We start from the raw sequence: 22,482 nt of genomic DNA, 5'->3' as shown, positions 1-22,482 counted from the left end.
CATGTCCAGACCAGCATATCTTGGAAAAATGCTTCTGCACTGGTGTGAGGCCTGTAATGTGCCTGTGCTAGGAAAAAAGTGCGGATGCGGTAAAAGTACAAAAAAGGTTGAGGTAACCCCTCCAGGGGATATCCGCCCTGCTTTTGATTATGATATAAAACGCATAAACTCGGTTTCGGAAAAACAGTTCAATGCGCCCCTTATACCTGAAGGACACCTTGTAGTGCTAAATAAAGCTCCGTATGAAGACCGTATGGATGAGATTATAGTTGACGGGGAAGTGCTTGCGTCTCTCAGATTTGAAATAGAGAGCTGCGAATGGGTCCTGCTTCCCAGGCTCGAAGGGGCAAGAAGGCTTTTCCAGGGCAGGGATAGAAAAGCCCTGAAAAAATGGGTTGTTATCGATCAGGCAGTTGTACCTTTTATCCTGGAAAAGGGAGCAAGTGTCCTGGCACCCGGGGTTCTTGATGCCGATCCTGAAATCCAAAAAGAAGACGAGGTAGTTGTACTGAACCCTGCAGGAGAAGTAATCTGCTGTGGGCGGGCCCGAATGACAGGAAAGGAAATGTGTGAAGAAAACCACGGGCATGCAGTAAAACCTCGCTGGAGCGGAAACCCAGAGCCTCAAAAAGAAAATTTTGGAGGGCAGACCTGGGAAGATGCCGTAAAAGCCAACGAAAAAATTCTGGACGGCATGATAGAAAGGTCCCATGCTTTCATAAAAAATGTCGTAGGAAGCATGGACATGAAAGTAAGCGTATCTTATTCCGGGGGAAAGGATAGCCTTGCTGTGCTCCAGCTAGTTAGTGAAAGTCTTGACGATTACGAGATTATATTTGCAGATACCGGGCTTGAGTTTCCGGAAACCGTTGAAAACGTCAAACAGGTTGTAGAGCACTATGGGAAAAAACTACGGAGCTCAAGTGCAGGAGACGCTTTCTGGAACTCAATAAGTGTTTTTGGCCCTCCTACCATGGATACCCGCTGGTGCTGCAAGATCTGCAAACTCGGGCCGATCACCAGGTTAATTGACGAGAACTATGAAGGCGGGTGCCTCAGTTTCATAGGACAGCGCCAGTATGAATCCCATGCCCGTTCAATCAGCAAGAAAGTCTGGAAAAATCCCTGGGTGGGAAATCAGGTAGGAGCATCCCCTATACAGGAATGGACAGCTCTTCATGTCTGGCTTTACCTTTTCAGGACAAAAGCTCCCTATAATCCGGCTTATGAAAAAGGATATGACAGGATGGGGTGCTGGCTCTGCCCGTCTTCCTCTCTTGCAGATTTCTTCCAGCTTGAGGAAAGCCATCCCGAACTTGCAAAAAAGCTGAACTTCTATCTCCTTGCCTATGCCGAGAAAATGGGGCTTTCTCCTGAATGGGTAAAGTACGGTTTATGGCGCTATAAGCGGTATCCTCGTGTTCTCCAGAACCTTGCTGAGAAAAAAGGAATTTCTCTTCTCCCATCCCAGGAAGCCCCAACAGAACTTCATTTTGAAGTAGCAACAGGGTACAGGCCCTGCAAAGCAGGAGGAATATCTGCGGACGGAAGCTTTGGGCAGGCAATTGACATAGAAACCCTTAAAGAAAGCGGGATGCTTTCACCCATCGGAAAAGCTTCTTTCATAGAAGGAGCCGCGTCCGTCGTTTTCAAAGAATCCAGGGCACAGGTTTTTGCCTCAGGGAATGTTAATGGGAGAAGCGAGGACGAAAAAGAGCTAAAAAAGCTTATGAGAATTGTTGAGCTCTCGGTAAGAAGGGCTTTGCTCTGCCAGGGGTGCGGAGTTTGCGTGGGCCACTGTGAGCATAATGCAATTGAAATGAAAGAAAAGAAAGTAAGGATTAAAGAAAACTGCATTCACTGCGGAGCATGTATTGAAGTCTGCCCGCTTGTTAAATTTATTTGAACTCTTCCATAAACTCTTACATTTACATGAATTAAAACGGAGTACTTTGCAAAAAGAAAAAGTGAGAATTCAGATAGAGGTAAATGTAAAACTTCAAAAAGGCAAATTTGATAATCTCAAAAAGGGTGAAACTAATAATCAAAAAGGCTTTTCTGGCCCATCCTTTTTTGAAGTTCTCCTACCCTTACACCTACACGCCTGAACTCAGTCCGGCTTTCCGAAAGGAACTCATTAAGGATTTCGCGAGTCACCTCGAGCAGAGTTTCCTTTGAATAAGCCGGGTGGTTTAGTGTACGGCTTTTAGTGTACATCCTGAACTTTGAATTTATGACCGTAATCGTTACAGTCCTGAAGGAAAGTTCCCTTGAATCGAGTTTTGAAATTACATCCCCTGCCAGCCTGTCAAGTAGCTGAGAGATAAGATTAACGTCGAGAGTATCTTCATGCAGGGTTGCAATCCTCCCGATCTGTTCGGAGCCGTCCCTTTCTTTCAGGGGAGAATCATCGATGCCTGATGCAGCCTGTTTAAGCCAGATCCCCCGTGTTTTCCCGAAAGTTGAAATAAGGTCAATAACATCGTGTTCAGCAAGATCTTTTATTGTGACTATGCCCATTTCCTGCAGTTTTCCTGCGGTTACATTTCCTATCCCCCAGAGTTTGGACACCTTGAGAGGCCAGAGAAAGTTTTCGAGTTTATCCGGACTTATAACAGTAATTCCATCTGGCTTCTGGACAGAGGATGACATCTTGGCAATAAGTTTATTAGGGCCTACCCCAACCGAACAGGTCAGTTTCTCTTTATCTTTTACTTCATTCTTAATCTGGGTTCCAATCTCAAAGGCAAGGTTAAAATCTCCACCTGTTTTTTCGGTAATTTCCAGGAAGGCTTCGTCTATGCTTATCTGTTCAAACGCTTCCCCTGTCTCCCTGACATCCGCATAACTCCTGAGAATTTCCATAACCCGATCCGAGACTGAAGTATAAAAATCCTTTCGGGCAGGCAGGAAAACAGCTTCAGGGTTCAGTTTTTTTGCCTTCGAACAGGGCATTCCTGCCCTGATCCCTGACTCTCGTGCAGTATAATTACAGGTACTTACAGCTCCACTGAGCTCACCTCTTCCGGAAAGCATGCAGACTACGATGGCTTTTCCCTGAAGGTCAGGTTTTTCCCGCTCTTCAATGGCTGCAAAAAAATAGTCCATGTCTACATGGAGAACGATACGCTGCATCGAAAAAAATAGGTTGGGAAGATTTGTATAGTTATCTCTCAAGCTCTCTATCATGAAGATGTCCTCTTATATTTTGATGTTTTTACATTAAATCTCACATTCCGCCATCTCTTTCAAAAATAAGGTGATTTTTGCAATAATTGAAAAACTTCTTGAATCATATGTGGGCATGTGCTCAACAAAATCAATGATTTTGGCTCGAATCCCACAACGTTCAAAAAAATCAAGTTTAAATTTATAAAAACAAATGAAAATTTAGGTGTCTATATAGGCACATAGGGAGAGTTAAACTATTTATATAGAATAAAGGGTGTTGTATCCTGAAATAATTTCGCAGATTCAAAATCCTTTAAACGTTTAATACCCAATACAACAGCAGGCGACGCAAAGAGTTAAACGTGGAGTAAGTAAAATTCCATTTTGGTATTGTGGACTAATCATGTAAAATGAAACAAGTTCGAAATTGGAGTAAAATAGTGGGTCAACTGTATATTATGTATGATTAAAATAAAAAATATTCAAAAAGCGAAATTATTTTGGGATAAAACAACTATAGTTAAAAACGGATTTTTAAACTTTTTTATTTTTTTATATCCAGGTGATTCACATTCGCTCCTTTTTAATCTTCTTAATATTTCTCTGGGCAGCAGTCAATTTTCTCATAGCTAACGATCTTGTTTTTTACAAATTATTGTAAAAACAGTACAGTCAAAGTATCTGAGGTATTGTGGAGCCGAAATCTAACAAAAGGGCATTAATACAGATTTATTTTTAATTTTTAAGTCGCAATATATACGCTTTCTCAATTCTTTCTCAAAACGATTTTCTCCATACCTTATTAAAAATGTTATTGGATGACAGGAATAACGAAATCTTGTGCAATTTTTATCCCGACAAAATTAAGTTACACCAGAAAATCGCCGAAATCGATCTCTTCACCCATTCTCAACTGATTTCGGAGAAGAGTAAGTTTTCGGTCTATTTTTTCGAGGCTCTTCAGGTACTTTTTCTCATCCGGCGTGGTTTTTATAAGTTTTGAAATCCCGCCATTTTGAACGACCAGCCGCTGATCTGCCGATAGAGCCAGAAGAGGGTCATGAGTACTGATTAAAACAATCTTATTATTACTTACCAGAAGCTCCAGAGATCTAACCTTGTCAACGCCTGCATTCTCAATCTCATCGATCAAAACAACAGATGCCGGACTGAGAAGTGCTGTATCTGCAATCATCAGAGCGCGGGATTGTCCTCCTGAGAGCTCCGTAACAGGAGTTTCCCTGCTGAAAGGCTCTCCTGCCAGGATGTTTGCAGTATCATATATTTTCTGAACAATACGAGAAACCTCGTCAACCATACGGCTCTCCGCATGCATGGTCAGAAACTCCTCGACACTTAGGTCCATAACAAAGTTCATGTTCTGTGAAAGCTGCGCAATAAAACGCCCCTCGGTTGAGAAACGCTCCTCGTCACCTGGAGCCCGGCCATTAACCAGTATTTTCCGGCCGGTTGGAGTGTCCTCCTGAGCCAGAGATTCAATATCAGCCAGAAGACGTGACTTGCCTGATCCTGTCGGGCCGACTATTGCTGTAACCTCACCCTTTTTTAGATTTACCGAAAAGGCTTCTTTTTCACCATTCTTATTACGTCCAGAGAGCACTGTCAGGGATTCAACTGTGGACCCGCTTCCCTGTTGAAGAGCCCTTGCCTGCTCAATAAATAGAAAGAAACCATCAATAAAGGCGAGAGAGCTGCTTTCCATCTCGATAAAATAATCTTCACCAAGTATCGAACCCAGCTCTTCCAGTTTCCTGCTCCCGAACTGTGCAGGATCAATTGCAAATGCAGAGAAATAGTCCTCTATCCAGGGCATCATCTTCCTGAGTTCATTAATCGTCATTTGGAGCAAATCTGTCCGCAAGCTCTTCCTTCTCCTCTGAAATTTATTCATTCCATCTGAAATTTATTCTTCCCATCTGAAAGTTATTCATCCCATCTGAAAGTTATTCTTCCCATCTGAAAGTTATTCTTCTCATCTGAAAGTTATTCATCCCATCTGAAATTTATTTTTCCCATCTGAAATTTATTCATCTCCTCTAAAATTTACCAGCTTTGAAACGCCAATCTGCCTGTCATCCCCGATTTTTCGCTCTCCAAGACAGTATGAACATAGAGCTGCGGGCATGGTAAATCGAAGTGTAGCTCCCTGAAGGGTTTCAATTGTAGAGGTTTTTTCCACAAGCTTTGCAAGATAGAAACTACCCTGTCCTGTAACGCCATTAATCTGTACTATCATTCCCCTGGGGTTAACCTGTCTAACCCTGTATGCAAAGACCTCACGCTCTGCCTGGGAGACGATATCCCCTTTAGTAATAACAACGATGTCTGCAAGTTTTAACATGGGGCCGATTTTTTTAGGTGTGTTGACACCGCTCAGGTTATCAATGACACAGATTGCCAGAACATCCTTAATATGGGGAGAACAACGGTTGCAAAGACCGGCACTTTCAGTAATCAGAAAATCAAACTTCTTCTCTTTGGCCCACCTGAGAGCTTCTTCAATATTGCTTACAAAAAAGTGGTCAGGACAGAGCCCTCTGGAGAGGCCGGTCTTGACCGGAATATTGTGAGCGGAATAAAGTTCCTCATCCTGAGCCGAGAGACAGTCGAATTTTACCACACCTATTGTAAAACCCTTTTGTCTAAGCTCTTCGATGGTCTTGATAATGATACTGGTTTTTCCTGATGAGGGAGGACCTGCCACCGTAACAAGCCTCACACCATGCCTCCGGTCTCATAAAAATGTTTATTGAAAACCACTTCAACCTCTTTTTTAAGTGCTCCTATGTCAGTATTCATCAGGAAGTCCCAACCCAGCCAATAGAGTTTGATTCCTTTAAGATTATTCTCAACGTCGGGGTTTGTTGTTGGGAAAAAGGCTCGGACAGAGATTTTACCAAACTCTTTTCCACAGAGAAAATCCGTTATCTCCTTAACCCGTTCTACTGCACTTTTTTTCACCAGCATCTGCACAGGGCTTACAATAGCTCCTTCTGAAGGTATATTGATCGTTATCCGGGATTTGTCCTGAATTTTCTTAGCAAAGAAGAGAGGCATGATATACATTGGAGGTACATCATCTTTTTTGCTGTCTATCATTTTGACCATCTCGGATGGATGGATTCCCGTATATACTGACGAAGCAAGTTTTTTAATTCCCTCCATACCGTATAGCCGGTAGAACGGGAGCAGTACTCCATTACAGAAAAAGCCGTCCTGTCCCCGCATAACAACCCTGTTCCGGTACCCACCTTTTAAGATATTTTCCCAGGATTCCGGTTTGGGGTTATCCTTCATGAGTTCATCTATTGTAACCAGAACAAGAAGGTTTGCAGAGATCATGGTAAACTGGCCGCGAGGATCCGCAAAACCGATGGATTCAAAATCACAGTTCATTGGGGATGAATTGAGAGTTACAAAATATTCCTTATTGAGAAAATTCTCCTGGAAGGATCTATGGTAAAAGCTGTTAATATCAGAACTGACTATTATGTCCGGCAGTTCGTCAATCGATGTAACCAGATCAATATATGCATAATATGAGATCTCATGATTGACATTACCTTCTACAAGAGAATGGAGCACATTATTTATTTGCCTGCTGTATTCGGCTGAAAAGTCATCAAATGCACGGTTAAAGGGCATCTTCATGCCGCATGGCAAAAGGGCAAGAAGGGTCAGCTCTTTTTGTCGTTCCGGAGAATCTGCAAGGGTAAAATCTCCTTTTGTTTCATTGGCCACAACAGCCTGATTCAGGAGCTCAATAAAAGAGTCTTTATTCACTGATACCATTGATAGAGCTGTTTTCAATTTTAGTAAAGGGCCAAGTTTTTCGAGAACTTCCTTATTTTCAAATTTCTCCATCCCATGCTGTTTAAATATTTTTAGCAAAAAAGGATATTCACTTAAGATCTGGTATATACTCATTGTTTCATCAATTGCTTTCATATCATTCCACCGGATATGTTTTTGAGTAATATCTTATCTCCCTTCATGACATTAAAATTAAAATTTTTAATGATGATGTTTCTCTTAAGGAAAAACTTACGTTATCAAATATTATCAATTCCACATTTATACCAGTCTTTATTTTTTGTTCTGTTTTGTGGAATATCAATTATTTCAATAAAGATACAAACATATAAATATTACTATCTCGGAAGTAATATTCCGATAAGATTCACAAATTAGCTCATCGCCTGTTCCATTTCACATTCCGATTTTTGACTCTGTGCCAAAATCCAGTGATTTTTACATATCTTGATTGAAAATCTGACTTAACAAGAAGAATCCGGCATTCAGTAAAATCAATATTCGATATCTTAAGACTTCAACAATCCAATACTCCAATACATTTGTGTATATTTCGCCATCTTTTCAGGAGAAGCGGTTGAAGGAGAAGCGATTTAGTTTCTTACACGAGAATAGATTCTTCTGCTAATGACCAGTGTCAGCATTGCTGTCTATAATAGTATTCTAAAAACGTATGCAAGAGATGGGATTTTATGCTAACCGATGACCAATGAAAATTAATATAAATTTTGGTTGTCCCATAATAAATTAAAAAGTGTCGCAACTACCCTAACATATGCATTGCTGAATTGTTCCTCTTGCATATTAATATCCGCTGTCAACCCTTAAGAAATAAACACTTTCGTTCGCATAACGCAAAGGATTCCATGAATAAATTCTTCATTATTTGATTTCAAAACATATGAAAAACACTGATATTTGGACGCTAATCAACGGGGTCAAATTTGATCAGTATACCATCACCCGAATTATAAATCCCCAAGCTCCCAGCCAAGATGTTCTTTTATAACGGTATATGCCATTTCAGGCGGGATAATTCCAATATCAGTTACGATCATATCAATGTATTCGGCAGGCGTGAAGTCAAAAGCAGGATTTCTTACCTGCACATGAGAAAGCTCTTTCAGGACTATAGGATCGACTACCTCGTCTACAGACCTTTCTTCGATTTCTATGGGGTTTCCTACAATCGTGCTCGGGCTAAACTTGAAGGTCTCGGCAGCGACCATAAAACTTTTTCTGGCCTCATGAGCTGCAAGCGCAAGCTGTGATGTCCCAATTTTGTTTACCAGTGCGCCATTAGCTGCAATAGCATCAGCCCCGACAACAACCTTATCCACGTCTTTCATGTAGTAACGCACCGCAGAATCTACAATCAGGGTTGTGGGAATTCCAAAATCATTAAGGTGGCGAATTGTCAATAAGCCCTGGCGCCTGGGACGGCTTTCAGTAGCAATTACCGAAATATCCTTTCCGTCTTCAAACGCTGTTGTGATGATCGAAAGGGCAGCATGGGAATTGCAGTGGGTCATTATAACATCCCCGTTCCGAATTCTTCTCGACCCAATTTTTCCGATTTTTTCAAGGGCTTTGTCAGCTATCTCAATAAAGAGGTTTGAATTTTTAATAATTTCCTGCCTTGCTTCCTCCACATTTGCTGAAGAATACTTTGATGAGAGTTTCACGGCATTCGGGAGGGAAACAGCTGTTGGGCGGGTACTGATGAGAAGATTAGAGACTTCCTTTATTCTGGCACTGAATTCTTCCATTGAAGCTGCGTCCAGCTCTGTGGCATAATTTCTGATAGCTTCAGCAGCGGCTTTTGCAATCCTGCCTGCACCCCGGATCTCCATTGTCCGGATTTTTTCTGCGGTTTCCTGAACTTTTTGCATGGTATAAGGGATGGCAAGGGTCCAATTTATAACTATCTTCCGGCTGTTCCGGGAACTGACCTGAAAGTAATTCAGATTTCAGTGAATTTCAGTAAGTTTATCCGAGATCTTCCTGTAATAAGCAAAAAGATCTTCTCCCCACTGTATAGCCTGAGGTTCAAAACACAGGACATCTTCTATATGGTCATAAGTGCCGTCTGAAAAAGGTAAGGTGAGAGAAAGGAACCTGTCGGTAACTGCATAGGCAAGGTCGATTTTTTTGCTGCAAACGTAGAAACTTGCATTTTCGAATTTAAGGAATTCACTTAATTCAGGACCATATTCTTCTTTTATTCTCTCATAAATCGGGCAAGTTACGAGAATAGAAATGTTAACTCCCTTTTTTGCGAAAGTAAGGAATAGAGATGGATAAAAAGGGTGAAAAACCGAGGCAATACCGCTTATTTTTTTTGATTTCATAAGGTTTTCCACAAATTCTTTGTGAGGCTCAAAGAGGCGCGTCCTATCGGGAGGTTCGGAAAACGTGCAGTTAGCCAGCTCTCCTATTCTTTCCCGCAGAGGGTCGGGTATGGACTCAACTGCATGGTTTGCCCAATATTCATATTTGCTTCCGAAGACAGTTAAGACATCCGTCATTGGCTTCATTTTGCCAACTACTGCTATCCCGAGAGGAGCTAAGCTGTAGATATCACCTGTCTTTGAAATCAAGGAGTTTTCCCTCAGTTTTTTTAATTGAGGGAGAATTGCCACCAGACCTACATTCAGGTTTTCTTTGATCTCGGAAATCGTTTTGGGCCCATCCTTCAAAAATAAAAGAAGATCTTTCCTTTTTTCGGAAAGGAAAATCAATTCTAGAAGCGGGCTGTTCATGATTTTATTATATATACAGATATTTAATAAATATCTTCCTCATTTTTTAACTGTCCTCTATTTTTCAACTGTACTTCTACTGAAAGCCTCAATTGTTAACAGGAACCTGATATTAAAATAAATGTTTATTCATCCTGATATTGTAAGTTTTTTGAGCAAATTAAAATTACAAAAGAGAGTTTCTGCGATCTTTACTAAAACTTTTATTTTCCAATATTATTCAATAGTAACGCATGTTTTGTAAAATCACTTTTTTAAGCAAATATAAAAAATCATATAATGTAATATTAATTCACTAAATTCAGTTAAACCCGCTTTTGCTCGTGTAATTTAGTAGAAAGCCACTATATAGTTTTCAACACATAATTTTTATTTATAATAGTGTTTAATATGTAGAAAAAAATTATATTGAATGTTAATTTCTAAAATATATATATTATGAATTAGTTTCTATAACCAGACTTTGTATCTATTTTCACCTGAAAATTGAATTTTATAGACAGTATATATAATTTTTTAGTTAATTAATTCTATCTCGCCTTTTTTTTGGTTTTAAAGCAATTTCGTCACTTTTTGTAAAACTTTAACATATATAAAATATATTTAATGATTGAAAATTCCATTAAGTCTAACGATTGTGATTTCAAGGAGACTAAATAATTTAATGCAACGCAAATTTTAAAGTCGTATAGGTTATATACCTCTATAACATAAAGAGAAAGTCAACGATTAAGAGTTAAGGGGTTTTTCTCTTAATCGTAGGGGTTGAATCACATAATTGGGAGCCTATCAGAGGTGGCAAACAAGGCTCCCAATTTTAATAATTATTCATGGGGTTTTTATATAAAAAAGGATGTTATCAGACATTTTTCATAATATTCTCGAGATAAGGTTGATTACTCTAGATTTATACTATATAAAGTGAGCGGAGTCCTGTGTATAAATATAAATTAGTGATCCCAGACCAGATCTCTATTTTCCTTCAAGATTTTAATAAATAAAACTCTTAAACCAGAGTTCGGCCTTTCTGTTATTCCATGAGTAAAACTTCAGAAATAGTGCAGAGTGAATATTCTTATTTTTGAAATCTCGAAAGCAGGCCTTCTCTTATTACGAGAAATTTTTTTTGTAATATTAATTAAACAAAAAACATATAAATAATACCTAAATAATATGGAACTAGTTCATTAAAGTTAATCATTTCTAACGTGACAATCTAACGTGGAAATCAGTAAAACTAAGAGCTAAAAACATCAGGAGTCAAAAACTTGGATTTCAATACTGCAGTACAGTTTCATGGACATGTCTGCCCCGGACTTTCCATTGGCTACAGAGTAGCAACACTTGCCGCCAACCACTTCAAAGACCGCAGCAAAGATGAAGAACTGGTCGCAATTGTAGAAAACCGGTCCTGCGCCGTGGATGCCATTCAGGCAATAAACGGGTGCACCTGTGGGAAAGGGAATCTAATTTTCAAGGATCATGGGAAACATGTTTACACATACTTCAAAAGAGGCGATAATAAAGCTCTGAGGATTTCCCTGAAACCCGATGCTCTCCCCACGGACGAAAAGCACACCGAACTCTTCGCAAAATTAAGGGCAGGCACTGCAAGCCCAGAAGAGGCAAAAGAGTTTCGGGCCTCTCATGATGCAAAAAGCCAGAGAATACTGGAAATGCCTGAAGAAGAGCTTTTCTGGGTTAGAGAAGTTGAAACCGAGCCGCCGGAAAAAGCCATAATTTACCCCACCCTGGTCTGCAGTAAATGTGGAGAAGGTTTCATGGAGCCTATGGGAAGGGTTAAAAATGGAAAAATAGTTTGCATTCCATGTTTTGAGGCAAAAGATGAATGAAATTCCTGAGGCTTCCGAAAGAATTGAAATGGTCCCTGTAGGCTACGTTGAAAACGACTACCTTGAACCGGTATACAATGAAGAGGTATACAATAAAGTCTCAAAGATAGCCCTCAAGAAAGAGTTTACAGAGGGTCTTTACAGAATAGAAGACTTTGAAAAACTGTACATTCTGTTTTATTTCAGCAAATCGAAAGGATATAAGCTCATCCACCGCCGCCATTATGACGGGGAAATCTCAGGAGTCTTTGCCAGCCGGAGCCCTTATCGCCCTAACGGGATAGGGCTTACCATTGTAGAGCTTTTGAAAGTGGAGGGTAATGTGCTCCATGTAAAAGGGCTTGATGCAATTAATGGGACACCTGTGCTGGATATTAAGCCCTACATAAAAGAGACTGAAGAAAAAGACGAGGACGCAACGGACTGAAAAAACAAAATTAGTGCTGAAAAAACAAACCTAGTGATGAAAATCAATAATATCAAAAATCAAAACATAAAAAGTCTTTTTTTAAGAAAAAAGAAAAGGGAATTAACCCTTTTTGAATTTTATTCCTTTTTTCCATTTATTTAATTTCATTTAATTCCATTTAATTCCATTTTTCTGTGTTTATCTCTTCCTCATGCCCAGGTAAATTCCACCGGCAGCTACCACTACAAAGAGAATTCCGATAATATCCGAGCCCGAAAACGAGAGCCCACTATTATCAGGTTCTTCGGTAGAATCTTTCTGCATCTCGTACCCTTCAACATAATCAGTATCTGAGGATTTCTGAACTCCAGGGTCAGGTTCGGAAGTATCTGTACCATATCCTCCGTTCGAATCCTGAGACGTCTGGTTGCTGGATGAACTGGCTTTTACGGTAGCATTTCCAGTATTATGACTGTGATGACTACCACTGCTACTGTTCTGGGTCTTTTCTGTTGTATCCAGAGTTTCAGCTTTGGTTGCAGCTTCTATTTGCTCGGAGTAGCCCGGAACAGATACTTTTCCACTTACAAACTCATGAAGAAGAGGATTTCCACAGGTGTGATGACAACACGAAGCACCGTTCTCGGCCACAGATTCTTCATAATCCTTTGCAAGGCTTTCGATAACATCCTCTGAAGGTGTCCAGTAATCATGCCTGACTGCTTCAAGCATTCTAGCTGTCATAGACTGATAAGCACTGGGGTTGTTCTGCTTGAACCATTCTTTCATAGAAGGATCATTTACATAGGTTTCATACACATCTTGCCAGACAGTATCATCCACAAGGTCAGGGTCACTTACCTCCCATCCAAATAGGTTGTCCACAAATTCGGACATCATACTGCCGCCTGAGTATCCGGAGGTCTTCATTCCTTCGATCCATTTGTCGTTGAAATATCTAGCCCGCAAGTCCTTGCTGAGGTACTCCTGCATTCCCACCATCTGAGCTCCGTCCGAGCTACTTGTGTCCGAAATATACATCTCCGGAGTATTGCCGCTAAGATACCTCGTTGCCAGGTTCATGCCGCCGAAGTACTGGAAAAGGTCATCATTATCAAGGGAGTCGTACAGGTTTGAAGAGGACGAATGTACCGACGCCTCAACGCTTTTCAGGTTGCCTTCAAGGAGCTCTCTGCACTGTATTCCCCAGTAATCTTCTCCATAAGCGTATCCCATTTTGTTCAGGTATACGTTTGCAATATCTTCTTCATTATCCCATGACCCGCTTGCACTGATAGCATCTGAGACCCCTATATCATAAGTACCGTCCATTACTGCAAAGCAGCGCATTGTAGAGAGCTTTGTTGCAGTCTCATTGTCATACCCTTCAGATATCAGGGAATCATAGAGCGTAAGGGAGCTCTGATTTACGTAGTTTGGATAGTTTACGCCAGGAAGAGAGCTTGCAAGCTTCACAGCACTGTCTATCATTTTGATCTTATCAGGGAACGCATCCCTCATACCTGCGGTAGTATAAACAATATCAATACGCGGCCTTCCAGGCTTTGAAGTATCATAATTTGGCAATAGTTCTTCTTCAGGGATAGCTTCAACTCCGGTTACATACCCGTACTCATCCCAGACAGGTTTTACCCCAAGCAGGTAAAGCACTTCGGCTTCCAGAGTTCCGTGGTCCGCAATAAACTCCACTCCGAACCTTGAGAATGAAACTTTTTTGGGATATTCTCCATGTTCGCTATAGTAGTCTTCAAGCAACTGGATTGCAAGAGTTTTTCCAACTTCCCAGGTTGCTTCTGAAGGATAGAGCTTTGAATTTATGCTGTAATAATTGCGTCCTGTAGGTACTGCATCCGGATTCATTATAGGATCCAGCCCTGAACCTGGTGGGATAAAGCCTCCGTTCAGGGCCGAAAGAATTCTGTCAATCTCCACATCGCAGTTAAGAAGCCTGTCTTTATAATCCAGCCCCTGTTCAAGATCAAGTGTAACTGTGCTGTTAGTTTTCCCATAAACTGCAGTCTGCGCCTTAGAAACACTCGTATTATTGGTTACGACTTCCCAGACAAGTTTGGTAACTTTTGTATCATTCAATGGAATTCCGAGAGGATATGAAGATTCAGGGTAGAAGGCAGCAGTGATATTATCCTCAAAACTTCCTCCAAGCATAGCCCTTACCATTCCTGTAAGTTCATCACTTTCAGGATCTGTCATATTCGTCGAAGGAACATGGCTGAGAATATGCATACCGTATGGAATATTTTCATTTCCTACATCTTCCAGGTATTCGTGAAGGACATTTTTAACGAAATCTTCAAACTCCGTTTCGTTGTAATCTTGAAGAACAGTTACGTTATCTATTCCCAGATCAACACTGAGGTTGAGTGCGATTATCTCATTTACTATGGCCTTCTGGTATCCTGCCCTTGTTTGAGAAGAAATCCCGGGGTCGTAATACCCCTCCACATCAGTTGAAAGGTTTAGCAAATCTCCATAAAGCCCACTGCGTTCAAGTGTTGGAGTCAAATGGTCAATAATTAGAGCATTACCTCTGTACTCCGCAGTTATTCCTTCCCCCACGTTGGCAACGATATAGGGATAGATATTAGGAATGTCTTGCAGCAGAAGAGGAGACCAGTCTGAAGTCCGGTTCATGCCGTAAGTAGAGCCCGGGAGCCATTCATGCGTACCGTGAGTGCCCATATGAATAAGAGCATCAGGCTGGAATTCATGGTTTAGCCAGAGATAGAAAGCTATGTACTGATGTGTGGGAGGTACAACATTGCTGTGGTAAAGAGTGTCATTATTTTGTCCTGTTCCTCTGGCAGGCTGAGGCATGAGCCAGACATTTCCGAAACGCACCGTTGGAATCACAATGTATTTTCCGGTTTCATTCTCATAGATCATAACACTCTTATTTTGAGGCAGATCTTCAGACCAGGGTTCACCCCATTCGGCTGTTACATTGGCTCTCAGATTTTCCGGAATTTCAGACTCAAACCACTCTTTATAGGTATCCATAGGTATGAGTTGAAGTCCCCACTCAGTCCTGTTTTCCACCATCCCATCCAGAACTCCGGGAGCCCAGGAACCAACATTGATGCCCTGGGCCTGAAGCATCTCCATGAGCTTACTACTGTTTTCCGGGATTCCGGAGACCTCATAACCGCTTTTATTCATTGCATTCAGGAGTTCAAACATGCTCTGGGTGGAATTGAGATAATTTGCTACGATGTTATCCTTTCCTGAAGGATAGTTGTAATAGATGACAGCTACTTTCTTGTCTTCGTTTTCCTCTAACTTCAGGTTTGCCCAGTTAATTGACCTGTTTGCCATCCAGTCAATCTGAGAAGGCAGTGGTTCATAGTTGCTTTCACCTGTTGCGGAATCATAATTATCAATTCCTATTACAATGTACTCGAAAATCCCGTCAATGCTCGGGAGCAGAGTCTTGTATACAACCTCTTCACTGGGGATACCTCTATTACTATCAGCTATGTCGGTAGAATTAGCAGGGTTTGTAACAACCAATCCCGTGAGGACAGGCACATCAAGGTCTTCAAGCTCCTGCACACCTTTATCAGGGTCATCATAATTCAAACGGAAGCTCTTAAGAGAAATTACGCACTGGACAAGAGGTTCTCCATTTTCGTCAAAGTAAAAATTATGAATATCATTGAAAGTATCAAAACCTGCAATCACGTTGCAGCCTTTTCCTTCCAGATCACGGATAAGAGCATCTATGACTTTAAGGTTGTCACCTGTATAGTCGGAAGCATGGAACCATATCCCTATAGTGGGTTTGCTCTTGTCGTAAATATGTCGTGATTCATTTGAGTTAGTTGAATTTGAGTTAGTTGAATTTGAGTTAGTTGAATTTGAGTTAGTTGAGGTAGAGTACCATTCAAGGTAATCAGTAGTATTTTCAAACCAGTCTGGCTGAGATTCATTAGTTGAAGAACGAGCATCCGGGTGGTAAATCGCTGCTTCAGGGAATTCTATGGGATCTTCATAAACCCAGTCTTTCGTAAGCTCGGGTTTATCTCCATAAGTTTTTGCGAGATATATAAGGAAGTTCTCAGTATTTTCCTTCAGGACTCCTCTGGAACCCATATTGTAGAAGAATTTTTCTTCGGTAGAATTATACGGGGTAGTCCCGGAAAAAATCTGATCATAACTTGAGGTGTTGATGTATGCTGTATCTATTACGGAAGTAATATCTATGAGTGCAGTCCCGTTTTCGTGAGCGCTTTCAAGATCGTCACCGATATCTTTGAACTGCGACCAGAGCATATAAGTGAATATTACATCCTGGTTTTCAAAAGTGACATTGCTAAAATCGGAATATCCTGAAATATACGTTACATTCATACTTGCATTATACGGATTGGACTGCGCTGCTGCAGAAAGGGCGCTCCCATCGTAACAGATAAAAGTAATATTTACGTGATTTTCATCAGCCGATACGTTCTGTGCTAGTAATAAAAGAACTACCGCACATAAAACCAATAATCTACTTTGTGCCGTACGCATCTTATCCCCAGAACAATATATCATGAACCCTGAAGCACCCGGTTAGAAAAAGAATCAGGATGCTTGGCCCACAGAATAATTTTATTATGAATTATTATGAATCTTAGAAATAATACAGAAACAGCTATTAAACATCAAAAATGAACTCGGAAGCTCTTGATTCTAATATGCAGTCCAATCAAAAACTTCCTAAATCCAATGAGTGGCCACTCTGTATGATAGATTCAACATTCGGAGCATTAGGGAATAAGATACATAAAACACAGTTTTTGGCTCATAATTGTTAGCTATTTGGGTAAAAACGGGTTAGATGGAGGTTTTACGTAATATATTATGATTCCTCTCTATTTTGTAGGAGTTGAAGATGCTTCTCCAGTTAAGTAGTAACTGCACAAAACAGATAATCCTCTACATTAAATGTGATTCCCATGAGAATCGTTTCGTATATTATATGTGCAGGTCAAATTTAGAATATAACTGTAAATTACCCACTCAAAATCGCGAAGATCCAACACTCTTTCGTCCATAAACCAACGAAATTCTTTTAAAATCATTATGATATGATATATTGATAATTTTGCAATAAATGAAATTGCTTATTTATTTTCAAATCATTGTTTTTATTATAATATGTCATTATAATATAGTGTCATATATTATATTATTTTTATACAATATACGTTTTCAGTTTAAATTGTGTTGTTCTTTAAATTTTATACAAACTGTGCCTTACGCATACGAAATATTTATATACATAGATGTAAGTTTAGTTATAGACAAATCAGATTTACTTGATTTGTCTTATGAGGCGCCATTTTAAACCTCCGTAAATCTGTAGTTTTCCAGGAGCAATTTGCCATTTTACCTCCTTAAAGCTGCAGTCTTCCGGGAATAATTTGCTATTTTTAGTCTCTCTAAACTGCAGTTTTCCAGGAGTAATTTGCCATTTTATCTCCTTAAAACTGCAGTCTTCCGGGAGTAATTTGCCTCCATGCATCTTCGGTTAAGTGAGGACTCGTGATAAATTGCATCAATTTCCTCAACATTTGTCAAATATGTTACTAAATTATGAACTGTAACTAGATGTCGATTTCATGCAAATAGGCCAAAATTTAAGGCCGGCTTCTAATGCAAAATCGATAGGCTTTCAGGCAAGAAAATTCCTTAACCGATGATCAATGGATAACTATTATGTAAGCTCAAAAATATGTAAACCAAAAAGTGGCTACTTTTTAATATTTTGTACCCATGATTTTCTTCATAAAAAATAGTCCTGTAAATGAAGAAGAAAAAAAATTCTCACCGTTGGAGAATATGAAGAATTACATTCAGTCTCAGAATTAAAACTGGTAATCTTAAAATGACACAATAAAGGGAGAATTTCAATAACTTGAGAATGTCTTCAAGAAAAACATATACTCAGACCTTAAGCGGCCTGAGAAGCAGGTTCTGCATCTGTTTATACGATTTTTGTACTAGTTCAGTGCTTCCTTCCAGTTCTATGACCTCGAAACCGAATTCATGTGCAAATTCTTCAACTTTTTTCTCAAAATCCGATTCATAAGGCAGTTTTGTGTTAACTCTGGCAACTTTTCGGTAACCGAGTTCTCTAAGATATTCTGGAGAAAATTCAAAACCCATAAGTGATTCATCACCAACTCTGAATGCAGTTTTCCAGTTGACAGCCCACATAGGAGTTAAGAAAAAGGTATCACTGTGGCTTTTCAGGATTTCCCTATAATGAAAATTGCCTCCGAGAGCTGCTGCAATGCAGTCTTCAACAGGTTTAAATGATTCACCTGTGCCCCTGTCCTGCAGTGGCTTTATAGGGCATATTGTATGAGCAAAATCTCTTTGTATCCTGGAAAATGCCTGCCCGCAGGAGCCGTAAAAAAGTAGAATTCCGTCCACTATCCTGGACATTAGGTCAACGTTTGTATACGTTTCATTTTTAAGCCGGGCAGAATCTATATGGAGTCCCATCCCCTGAAGCTGGACAATAACGCTGAATTTATTACTACATCTCAGATCTGCTCTGATTTTGTAAAAGGGCAGGACCACTGGTTTACATCCTTCAGATTCAAGCTTGTGCAGAAGACCTTTGTTTTCGTCGTTTTCTATGATGTAGATCCTGTCTATATCAGGGTCGTTTGCAAGCACATTGGTAATTTCATCCTCAAATATTCTGCAGCCAACTATGCCCAGAACTGTCATGGCTAAAAGTTTGATCCCTTACTATTAAAGAATATCCTTATCGGAAGAGCTAATAACTCTTAGCAGAAAGCAAATATATTTATCTGTACCGTTATTTGCAGTGTTTCCTTGTCCGGGAATACCATAAAACTCTCCCTCAAATTCAATGAGAATTCAAAAAATCTAAAATAAGCCATTTTCTACTTGTTGGCCGAAAAAAACATGTAAATAATTATTTTACTCCGAGTTTCCACTATAAATTTAAAACATTTTTTTCTGTACCAGTGGTAGGTTCCACCAATACAGAATAGTTGATAATGATGTCAATACCAATAGAACTAAAACCGCTATCATTATAAATTTTTCTTGCATTTTCATCCCCTGCCAATCGATAATGAGCCACGAAACATCCCAGGTGAAAGAATACTCAGGATATCTAGCTCACCAGACTATTTCAGTCTAAAAGTTCTAACTTAGGAACTTTTCAGAAACCTACAGGGAAACAGCCATTAAGCTTTAAAAATAAAACTGAACGTTCCAGATTCTGGCTATTTATTTTAAAACCAGAAACTTATAAAACTAATAAATGTCTGAGGTTAACAGCACTTTCAGGCTAATCAATCTGAAGTAGATTTGACTGGAATTATTTTAGTTGAAGTTGCTGTACCTGGTGAAGTTGCTGTACCTGATGAAGAAGATGTACCTGACGAAGTGGATGCACCTGACGAAGAAGATGTACCATTACCATTGTCAGGTACGTAAATTACCCTGCCGTCGGCGAGCCTGTAAGCCGTTCCAAGAGCCTCTCCAGTCCCCCCTCCTATGTTATCGGTCATGTTCATGACTTCAATGGGTTTGCCTTCTTCTTTGATGACAATCTTCATATCCTGAGATCCTGGATTTTTGACAATAGTGAAATCCTCATTGGAACTTAGAAGTTCAGGGAGGTGATATGACATAACAAGTGCAACCAACAGAGCTACGGAAAAGACCATTGCAACATCAAAAACATTGGCAACGCTGGTCATAGGGCTTTGTTCATCTTCATCTTTTAAAAGTCCTGTCCGCCTGTATCTTCTGGATTTTCGCATGAGTTCTTCCTCATTATTAAGAGACACTTAGCTTCAGTTCTTTTCCTCAATCGTATCCAGGATATAATCGATATCCGACATATCTTCCCAGTACCATCGCCGTCTGACCTGTGTAAGTACATAGCCTATCCCGGCCGCAAAAAGCCCCACAACCGTTGTCGCAAAAGCAATCATCAGGTTTTGCGCAAGGGTCTCAAGGTCTCCTTTCGAAAGCCCTATCAGAGCAGGGCCTAATGGAATAAGTGTTCCCATAAGGCCAAGCATGGGACCGATAGTTGAAGTTATCTTTGTATGTTCAAGGCGCTTTGCCATCTTGATTTCATATTCCTGCGAAAGCCTCTCAATTGCAGGAAAATGTCGCTCTTTCAGGTATTTTGCAGCATCTCGTGCAAAAGAAGTGACCATGTAATTTTGTTTGATGTTTTCAAGAGCTATGGATGCTTCCGAAAAATTCGAATTCTGAAGCTCGCACTCAATTTTTTTGCAGTTAGTCTCTAGATTATTCCAGTCCCTACGCCTTTTTGTATATTCGGAAAGGAATTCTCCTAATTGAATCAAGGAAACAAATACCAGAATAGTGAGAAGAAACATTACAGGAATTAGCAAAGCCGTTGAGAAGACGTTCATCATATTGGATAATAAATTCATAAGGCTCAAAGATCATGCCTCCTTATACGTTCCAGGAAAAAACCTGCAAGGACAATGACTCCAAAAGCCATAAGAGGCATAATTCCTGTTTCTCCTCCTCCGGTTGAAACAAGGTTCATCTTTTTTGTTTGTATATAAGCAGGGATAAGCAGAGCCCCTAACAGATAATAAATCCCTATCAGCATCATTGCGCTGCCCATAGTTTCAGGGGTTTTTCCAAACCGGACCTTTCCAAGCCTGAAAAGAAAAGAAGAAGCCACCACTGCTATAAAAAAAGCAACTCCAACAAGAAGTCCTACTTTTATCCCGGAAAGGTTAAGACTTTCTGAAAGCAGTATGCAGGAGACTGCAAGAGCTGCCAGGCAGACCGGGCAGGGTATGGATATAGCGAGGAAAGTGTGTCTTGAAACATCTTTTCCTGAATTCCACTTTTTCTGGGTGTAAATTCCTATCACTATAAGGAGAAAGGAAACAAGTACATGGATTCCCATGCCCATTGAAAAAAACTTCTCAAAAGATTCCAGGCTTATGTGGTCGGCAACGCCTCCGAATAAAAGGGCCAGAAGTAAATAACTGCCTCCAATTGCAAAAATTTCTTTTGTACTTATGTTTGAAAATCCGCATCCTATTCCAGATTTAATTCCAAAGACAAGGATACCTATCAAAATCCCAATCACAGTTAATGCCGTAGAGTCCATAATACCTTCTGAGCATCTATAGTAAAATTAAATAAAAACTGGTTTTTGGGTAATATTCGTTATCTTTTTGGATAACAAGGGCTCATTGAGTGTATATTTTATACTAAAAGTTTGTCTACACCCTTTTTTCTGCCGGAGAGATCGAAATAATTACACAAGTTAAAATCGGAACATGTGGAGAAGTTAAGATAGTAAGATAGTAAGAGAATAAAAGAGTAAAATAATTAAATAGTAAAGTTACTATGAATCCCTTATTAGACAGGTCCCTGTAACCAAAATCGAGATTATTTGACTTAGTTATGGCACCTGAATCGTAACATAATTACAGAATACTACAATAAAATAGTAAAATAGTTTCTTTTTTTTAAAACGGTATCAATTAACGTTAGTCATACATTAGAATTAAAACTTAACAAATATTATGTTGAAATTTACTTTACTTACCAGGCAGCAATATAGAAAAAAGAAAAGAAAAATCCGTAATTAAAGTAAATTTGTTAAAATTAAATATAAAAAAGGCAATGAAAAGATCTAATAGTTTACTTTACTTGTTCTAATAAAAGCAATAATTATAAGTATTTGAGATAAAATAGAGTTCATCATGGTAGTAAATGTTATGAGGAGTTCTGGAATGAACGGCGGTAGAGAAAACCTTTTCAAAGCTATTTCTAGCGATACACGCCTCTCAATTCTCGAACACCTGAGTGAAGGAGATATGCATATATCCGGTCTGGCAAGAGAAATAGGTATTTCTGTGCCTGTGGCTGCCAAACATGTCAAAATATTAGAAAAAGCTGATCTTATAGAACGAAAAAAGTTCGGAAATACTCATATGATAGGCATCAAACTGAACAACATCTATTCTTTCCTGGACCACTTTGCAGAAAACAGGAGACTGGAGGTTGAACAGGGAACGACTCTGCTTGATGCCCTGAAAAGCGTGGCTGCCGTGGAAGTTAAGAAAATGGGGAACAGAGTCAAGGTCATCTCTACGGATGGGGAAGAAGGATTTTATATATATGAGGTGGATGGCAAATTTTCGGATAAGACTGTAGACGAATATGAGTTTTACGACGATGCTGTAGTCGAGTGGAAAAAGCTAGTGCCCGTAACGAAAAAAAGATTACTGGTAAGTATCAGAAGGTAAACAGCCCACACCGCTTACCTCCTTAGACGCTTATATCTGTTCACTGAGCTTGCAAAATCTCTACTCATGAAATCTTTAGGATTTGAAAAGTCCACTGAAATATGATACTTTTCTTATATTTCTCC

Annotated in this window: 15 protein-coding genes and 1 pseudogene; 4 read left to right on the top strand and 12 right to left on the bottom strand. The window is 39.7% G+C overall.

Going from position 1 to position 22,482, the window contains the following annotated elements; translation table 11 throughout:
* Position 1: 1 nt before the first annotated feature.
* Positions 2-1,906 (top strand): phosphoadenosine phosphosulfate reductase family protein, encoded by a 1,905-nt coding sequence (locus FXW07_RS18010; RefSeq protein WP_229396955.1) that lies wholly within the window; start codon positions 2-4, stop codon positions 1,904-1,906.
* A gap of 131 nt (positions 1,907-2,037) precedes the next feature.
* Here the strand turns inward: FXW07_RS18010 and dinB are convergent, their stop codons facing one another.
* The 6 genes from dinB to FXW07_RS17980 form a co-directional block, all read right to left on the bottom strand.
* The gene (dinB, locus tag FXW07_RS18005) at positions 2,038-3,135 is read right to left on the bottom strand and encodes a DNA polymerase IV (protein WP_229396952.1); all 1,098 of its coding nucleotides are present in this window, start codon (positions 3,133-3,135) and stop codon (positions 2,038-2,040) included.
* A 904-nt stretch (positions 3,136-4,039) separates the two neighbouring features.
* Positions 4,040-5,053, bottom strand: coding sequence for an ABC transporter ATP-binding protein (locus FXW07_RS18000; RefSeq protein ID WP_229396950.1), 1,014 nt, complete (start codon positions 5,051-5,053; stop codon positions 4,040-4,042).
* Between the two features lie 162 nt (positions 5,054-5,215).
* Complete coding sequence (locus FXW07_RS17995) at positions 5,216-5,911, bottom strand: GTP-binding protein (protein WP_048122698.1); 696 nt, start codon at positions 5,909-5,911, stop codon at positions 5,216-5,218.
* Complete coding sequence (locus FXW07_RS17990) at positions 5,908-7,140, bottom strand: ABC transporter substrate-binding protein (RefSeq protein WP_229396948.1); 1,233 nt, start codon at positions 7,138-7,140, stop codon at positions 5,908-5,910. The genes FXW07_RS17995 and FXW07_RS17990 overlap by 4 nt, the downstream gene beginning before the upstream one ends.
* 833 nt (positions 7,141-7,973) lie before the next feature.
* Positions 7,974-8,897 (bottom strand): ribose 1,5-bisphosphate isomerase, encoded by a 924-nt coding sequence (locus FXW07_RS17985; protein WP_229396946.1) that lies wholly within the window; start codon positions 8,895-8,897, stop codon positions 7,974-7,976.
* A gap of 78 nt (positions 8,898-8,975) precedes the next feature.
* Entirely contained in the window at positions 8,976-9,767 is a 792-nt protein-coding gene (locus FXW07_RS17980) for a winged helix-turn-helix domain-containing protein (RefSeq protein ID WP_229396944.1), read from the bottom strand.
* A 1,268-nt stretch (positions 9,768-11,035) separates the two neighbouring features.
* Here FXW07_RS17980 and FXW07_RS17975 point away from each other — a divergent pair.
* Complete coding sequence (locus tag FXW07_RS17975) at positions 11,036-11,620, top strand: FmdE family protein (protein WP_229396942.1); 585 nt, start codon at positions 11,036-11,038, stop codon at positions 11,618-11,620.
* The gene (gene tsaA / locus FXW07_RS17970) at positions 11,613-12,047 is read left to right on the top strand and encodes a tRNA (N6-threonylcarbamoyladenosine(37)-N6)-methyltransferase TrmO (protein ID WP_229396940.1); all 435 of its coding nucleotides are present in this window, start codon (positions 11,613-11,615) and stop codon (positions 12,045-12,047) included. The genes FXW07_RS17975 and tsaA overlap by 8 nt, the downstream gene beginning before the upstream one ends.
* A 180-nt stretch (positions 12,048-12,227) precedes the next feature.
* On the opposite strand, the gene FXW07_RS17965 is transcribed toward tsaA, so the two are convergent.
* From FXW07_RS17965 to FXW07_RS17940, 6 genes and pseudogenes are all read right to left on the bottom strand, one after another.
* Positions 12,228-16,580, bottom strand: a complete 4,353-nt coding sequence (locus FXW07_RS17965; protein ID WP_229396938.1) for a cobaltochelatase subunit CobN — start codon at positions 16,578-16,580, stop codon at positions 12,228-12,230.
* Between the two features lie 787 nt (positions 16,581-17,367).
* Positions 17,368-17,577 (bottom strand): hypothetical protein, encoded by a 210-nt coding sequence (locus FXW07_RS17960; RefSeq protein WP_229396936.1) that lies wholly within the window; start codon positions 17,575-17,577, stop codon positions 17,368-17,370.
* A 422-nt stretch (positions 17,578-17,999) separates the two neighbouring features.
* Positions 18,000-18,794 carry a DUF1638 domain-containing protein gene (locus FXW07_RS17955; RefSeq protein ID WP_229396934.1) on the bottom strand — a complete coding sequence of 265 codons (795 nt, stop codon included), beginning with the start codon at positions 18,792-18,794 and terminating at the stop codon, positions 18,000-18,002.
* A 725-nt stretch (positions 18,795-19,519) separates the two neighbouring features.
* Positions 19,520-19,864, bottom strand: a pseudogene (locus FXW07_RS17950) (DUF2149 domain-containing protein); the annotation flags it as partial.
* A 33-nt stretch (positions 19,865-19,897) separates the two neighbouring features.
* Positions 19,898-20,521: a MotA/TolQ/ExbB proton channel family protein gene (locus FXW07_RS17945; protein ID WP_229396932.1), complete on the bottom strand. Its 624-nt coding sequence runs from the start codon at positions 20,519-20,521 to the stop codon at positions 19,898-19,900.
* The gene (locus tag FXW07_RS17940) at positions 20,518-21,210 is read right to left on the bottom strand and encodes a DUF2162 family putative transporter (RefSeq protein ID WP_229396929.1); all 693 of its coding nucleotides are present in this window, start codon (positions 21,208-21,210) and stop codon (positions 20,518-20,520) included. The genes FXW07_RS17945 and FXW07_RS17940 overlap by 4 nt, the downstream gene beginning before the upstream one ends.
* A 601-nt stretch (positions 21,211-21,811) precedes the next feature.
* Here FXW07_RS17940 and FXW07_RS17935 point away from each other — a divergent pair.
* Positions 21,812-22,357 (top strand): helix-turn-helix domain-containing protein, encoded by a 546-nt coding sequence (locus FXW07_RS17935; protein ID WP_048122718.1) that lies wholly within the window; start codon positions 21,812-21,814, stop codon positions 22,355-22,357.
* The last annotated feature ends 125 nt before the right edge of the window (positions 22,358-22,482 follow it).

This window comes from Methanosarcina sp. DH1 (genome assembly GCF_020804205.1).
GTDB lineage: Archaea > Halobacteriota > Methanosarcinia > Methanosarcinales > Methanosarcinaceae > Methanosarcina > Methanosarcina vacuolata.
The sequence above is the reverse complement of the archived record's forward strand: the minus strand, read 5'-3'. Positions and strand labels throughout refer to the sequence as shown.

Excerpts from the sequence above, each read along its gene's own strand:
- FXW07_RS18010 (WP_229396955.1), top strand. The coding sequence starts at position 2 with ATGTCCAGACCAGCATATCTTGGAAAAATGCTTCTGCACTGGTGTGAG.
- dinB (WP_229396952.1), bottom strand. The coding sequence starts at position 3,135 with ATGCAGCGTATCGTTCTCCATGTAGACATGGACTATTTTTTTGCAGCC.
- FXW07_RS17990 (WP_229396948.1), bottom strand. The coding sequence starts at position 7,140 with ATGAAAGCAATTGATGAAACAATGAGTATATACCAGATCTTAAGTGAA.
- FXW07_RS17985 (WP_229396946.1), bottom strand. The coding sequence starts at position 8,897 with ATGCAAAAAGTTCAGGAAACCGCAGAAAAAATCCGGACAATGGAGATC.
- FXW07_RS17980 (WP_229396944.1), bottom strand. The coding sequence starts at position 9,767 with ATGAACAGCCCGCTTCTAGAATTGATTTTCCTTTCCGAAAAAAGGAAA.
- tsaA (WP_229396940.1), top strand. The coding sequence starts at position 11,613 with ATGAATGAAATTCCTGAGGCTTCCGAAAGAATTGAAATGGTCCCTGTA.
- FXW07_RS17965 (WP_229396938.1), bottom strand. The coding sequence starts at position 16,580 with ATGCGTACGGCACAAAGTAGATTATTGGTTTTATGTGCGGTAGTTCTT.
- FXW07_RS17960 (WP_229396936.1), bottom strand. The coding sequence starts at position 17,577 with ATGCATGGAGGCAAATTACTCCCGGAAGACTGCAGTTTTAAGGAGATA.
- FXW07_RS17955 (WP_229396934.1), bottom strand. The coding sequence starts at position 18,794 with ATGACAGTTCTGGGCATAGTTGGCTGCAGAATATTTGAGGATGAAATT.
- FXW07_RS17940 (WP_229396929.1), bottom strand. The coding sequence starts at position 21,210 with ATGGACTCTACGGCATTAACTGTGATTGGGATTTTGATAGGTATCCTT.
- FXW07_RS17935 (WP_048122718.1), top strand. The coding sequence starts at position 21,812 with ATGGTAGTAAATGTTATGAGGAGTTCTGGAATGAACGGCGGTAGAGAA.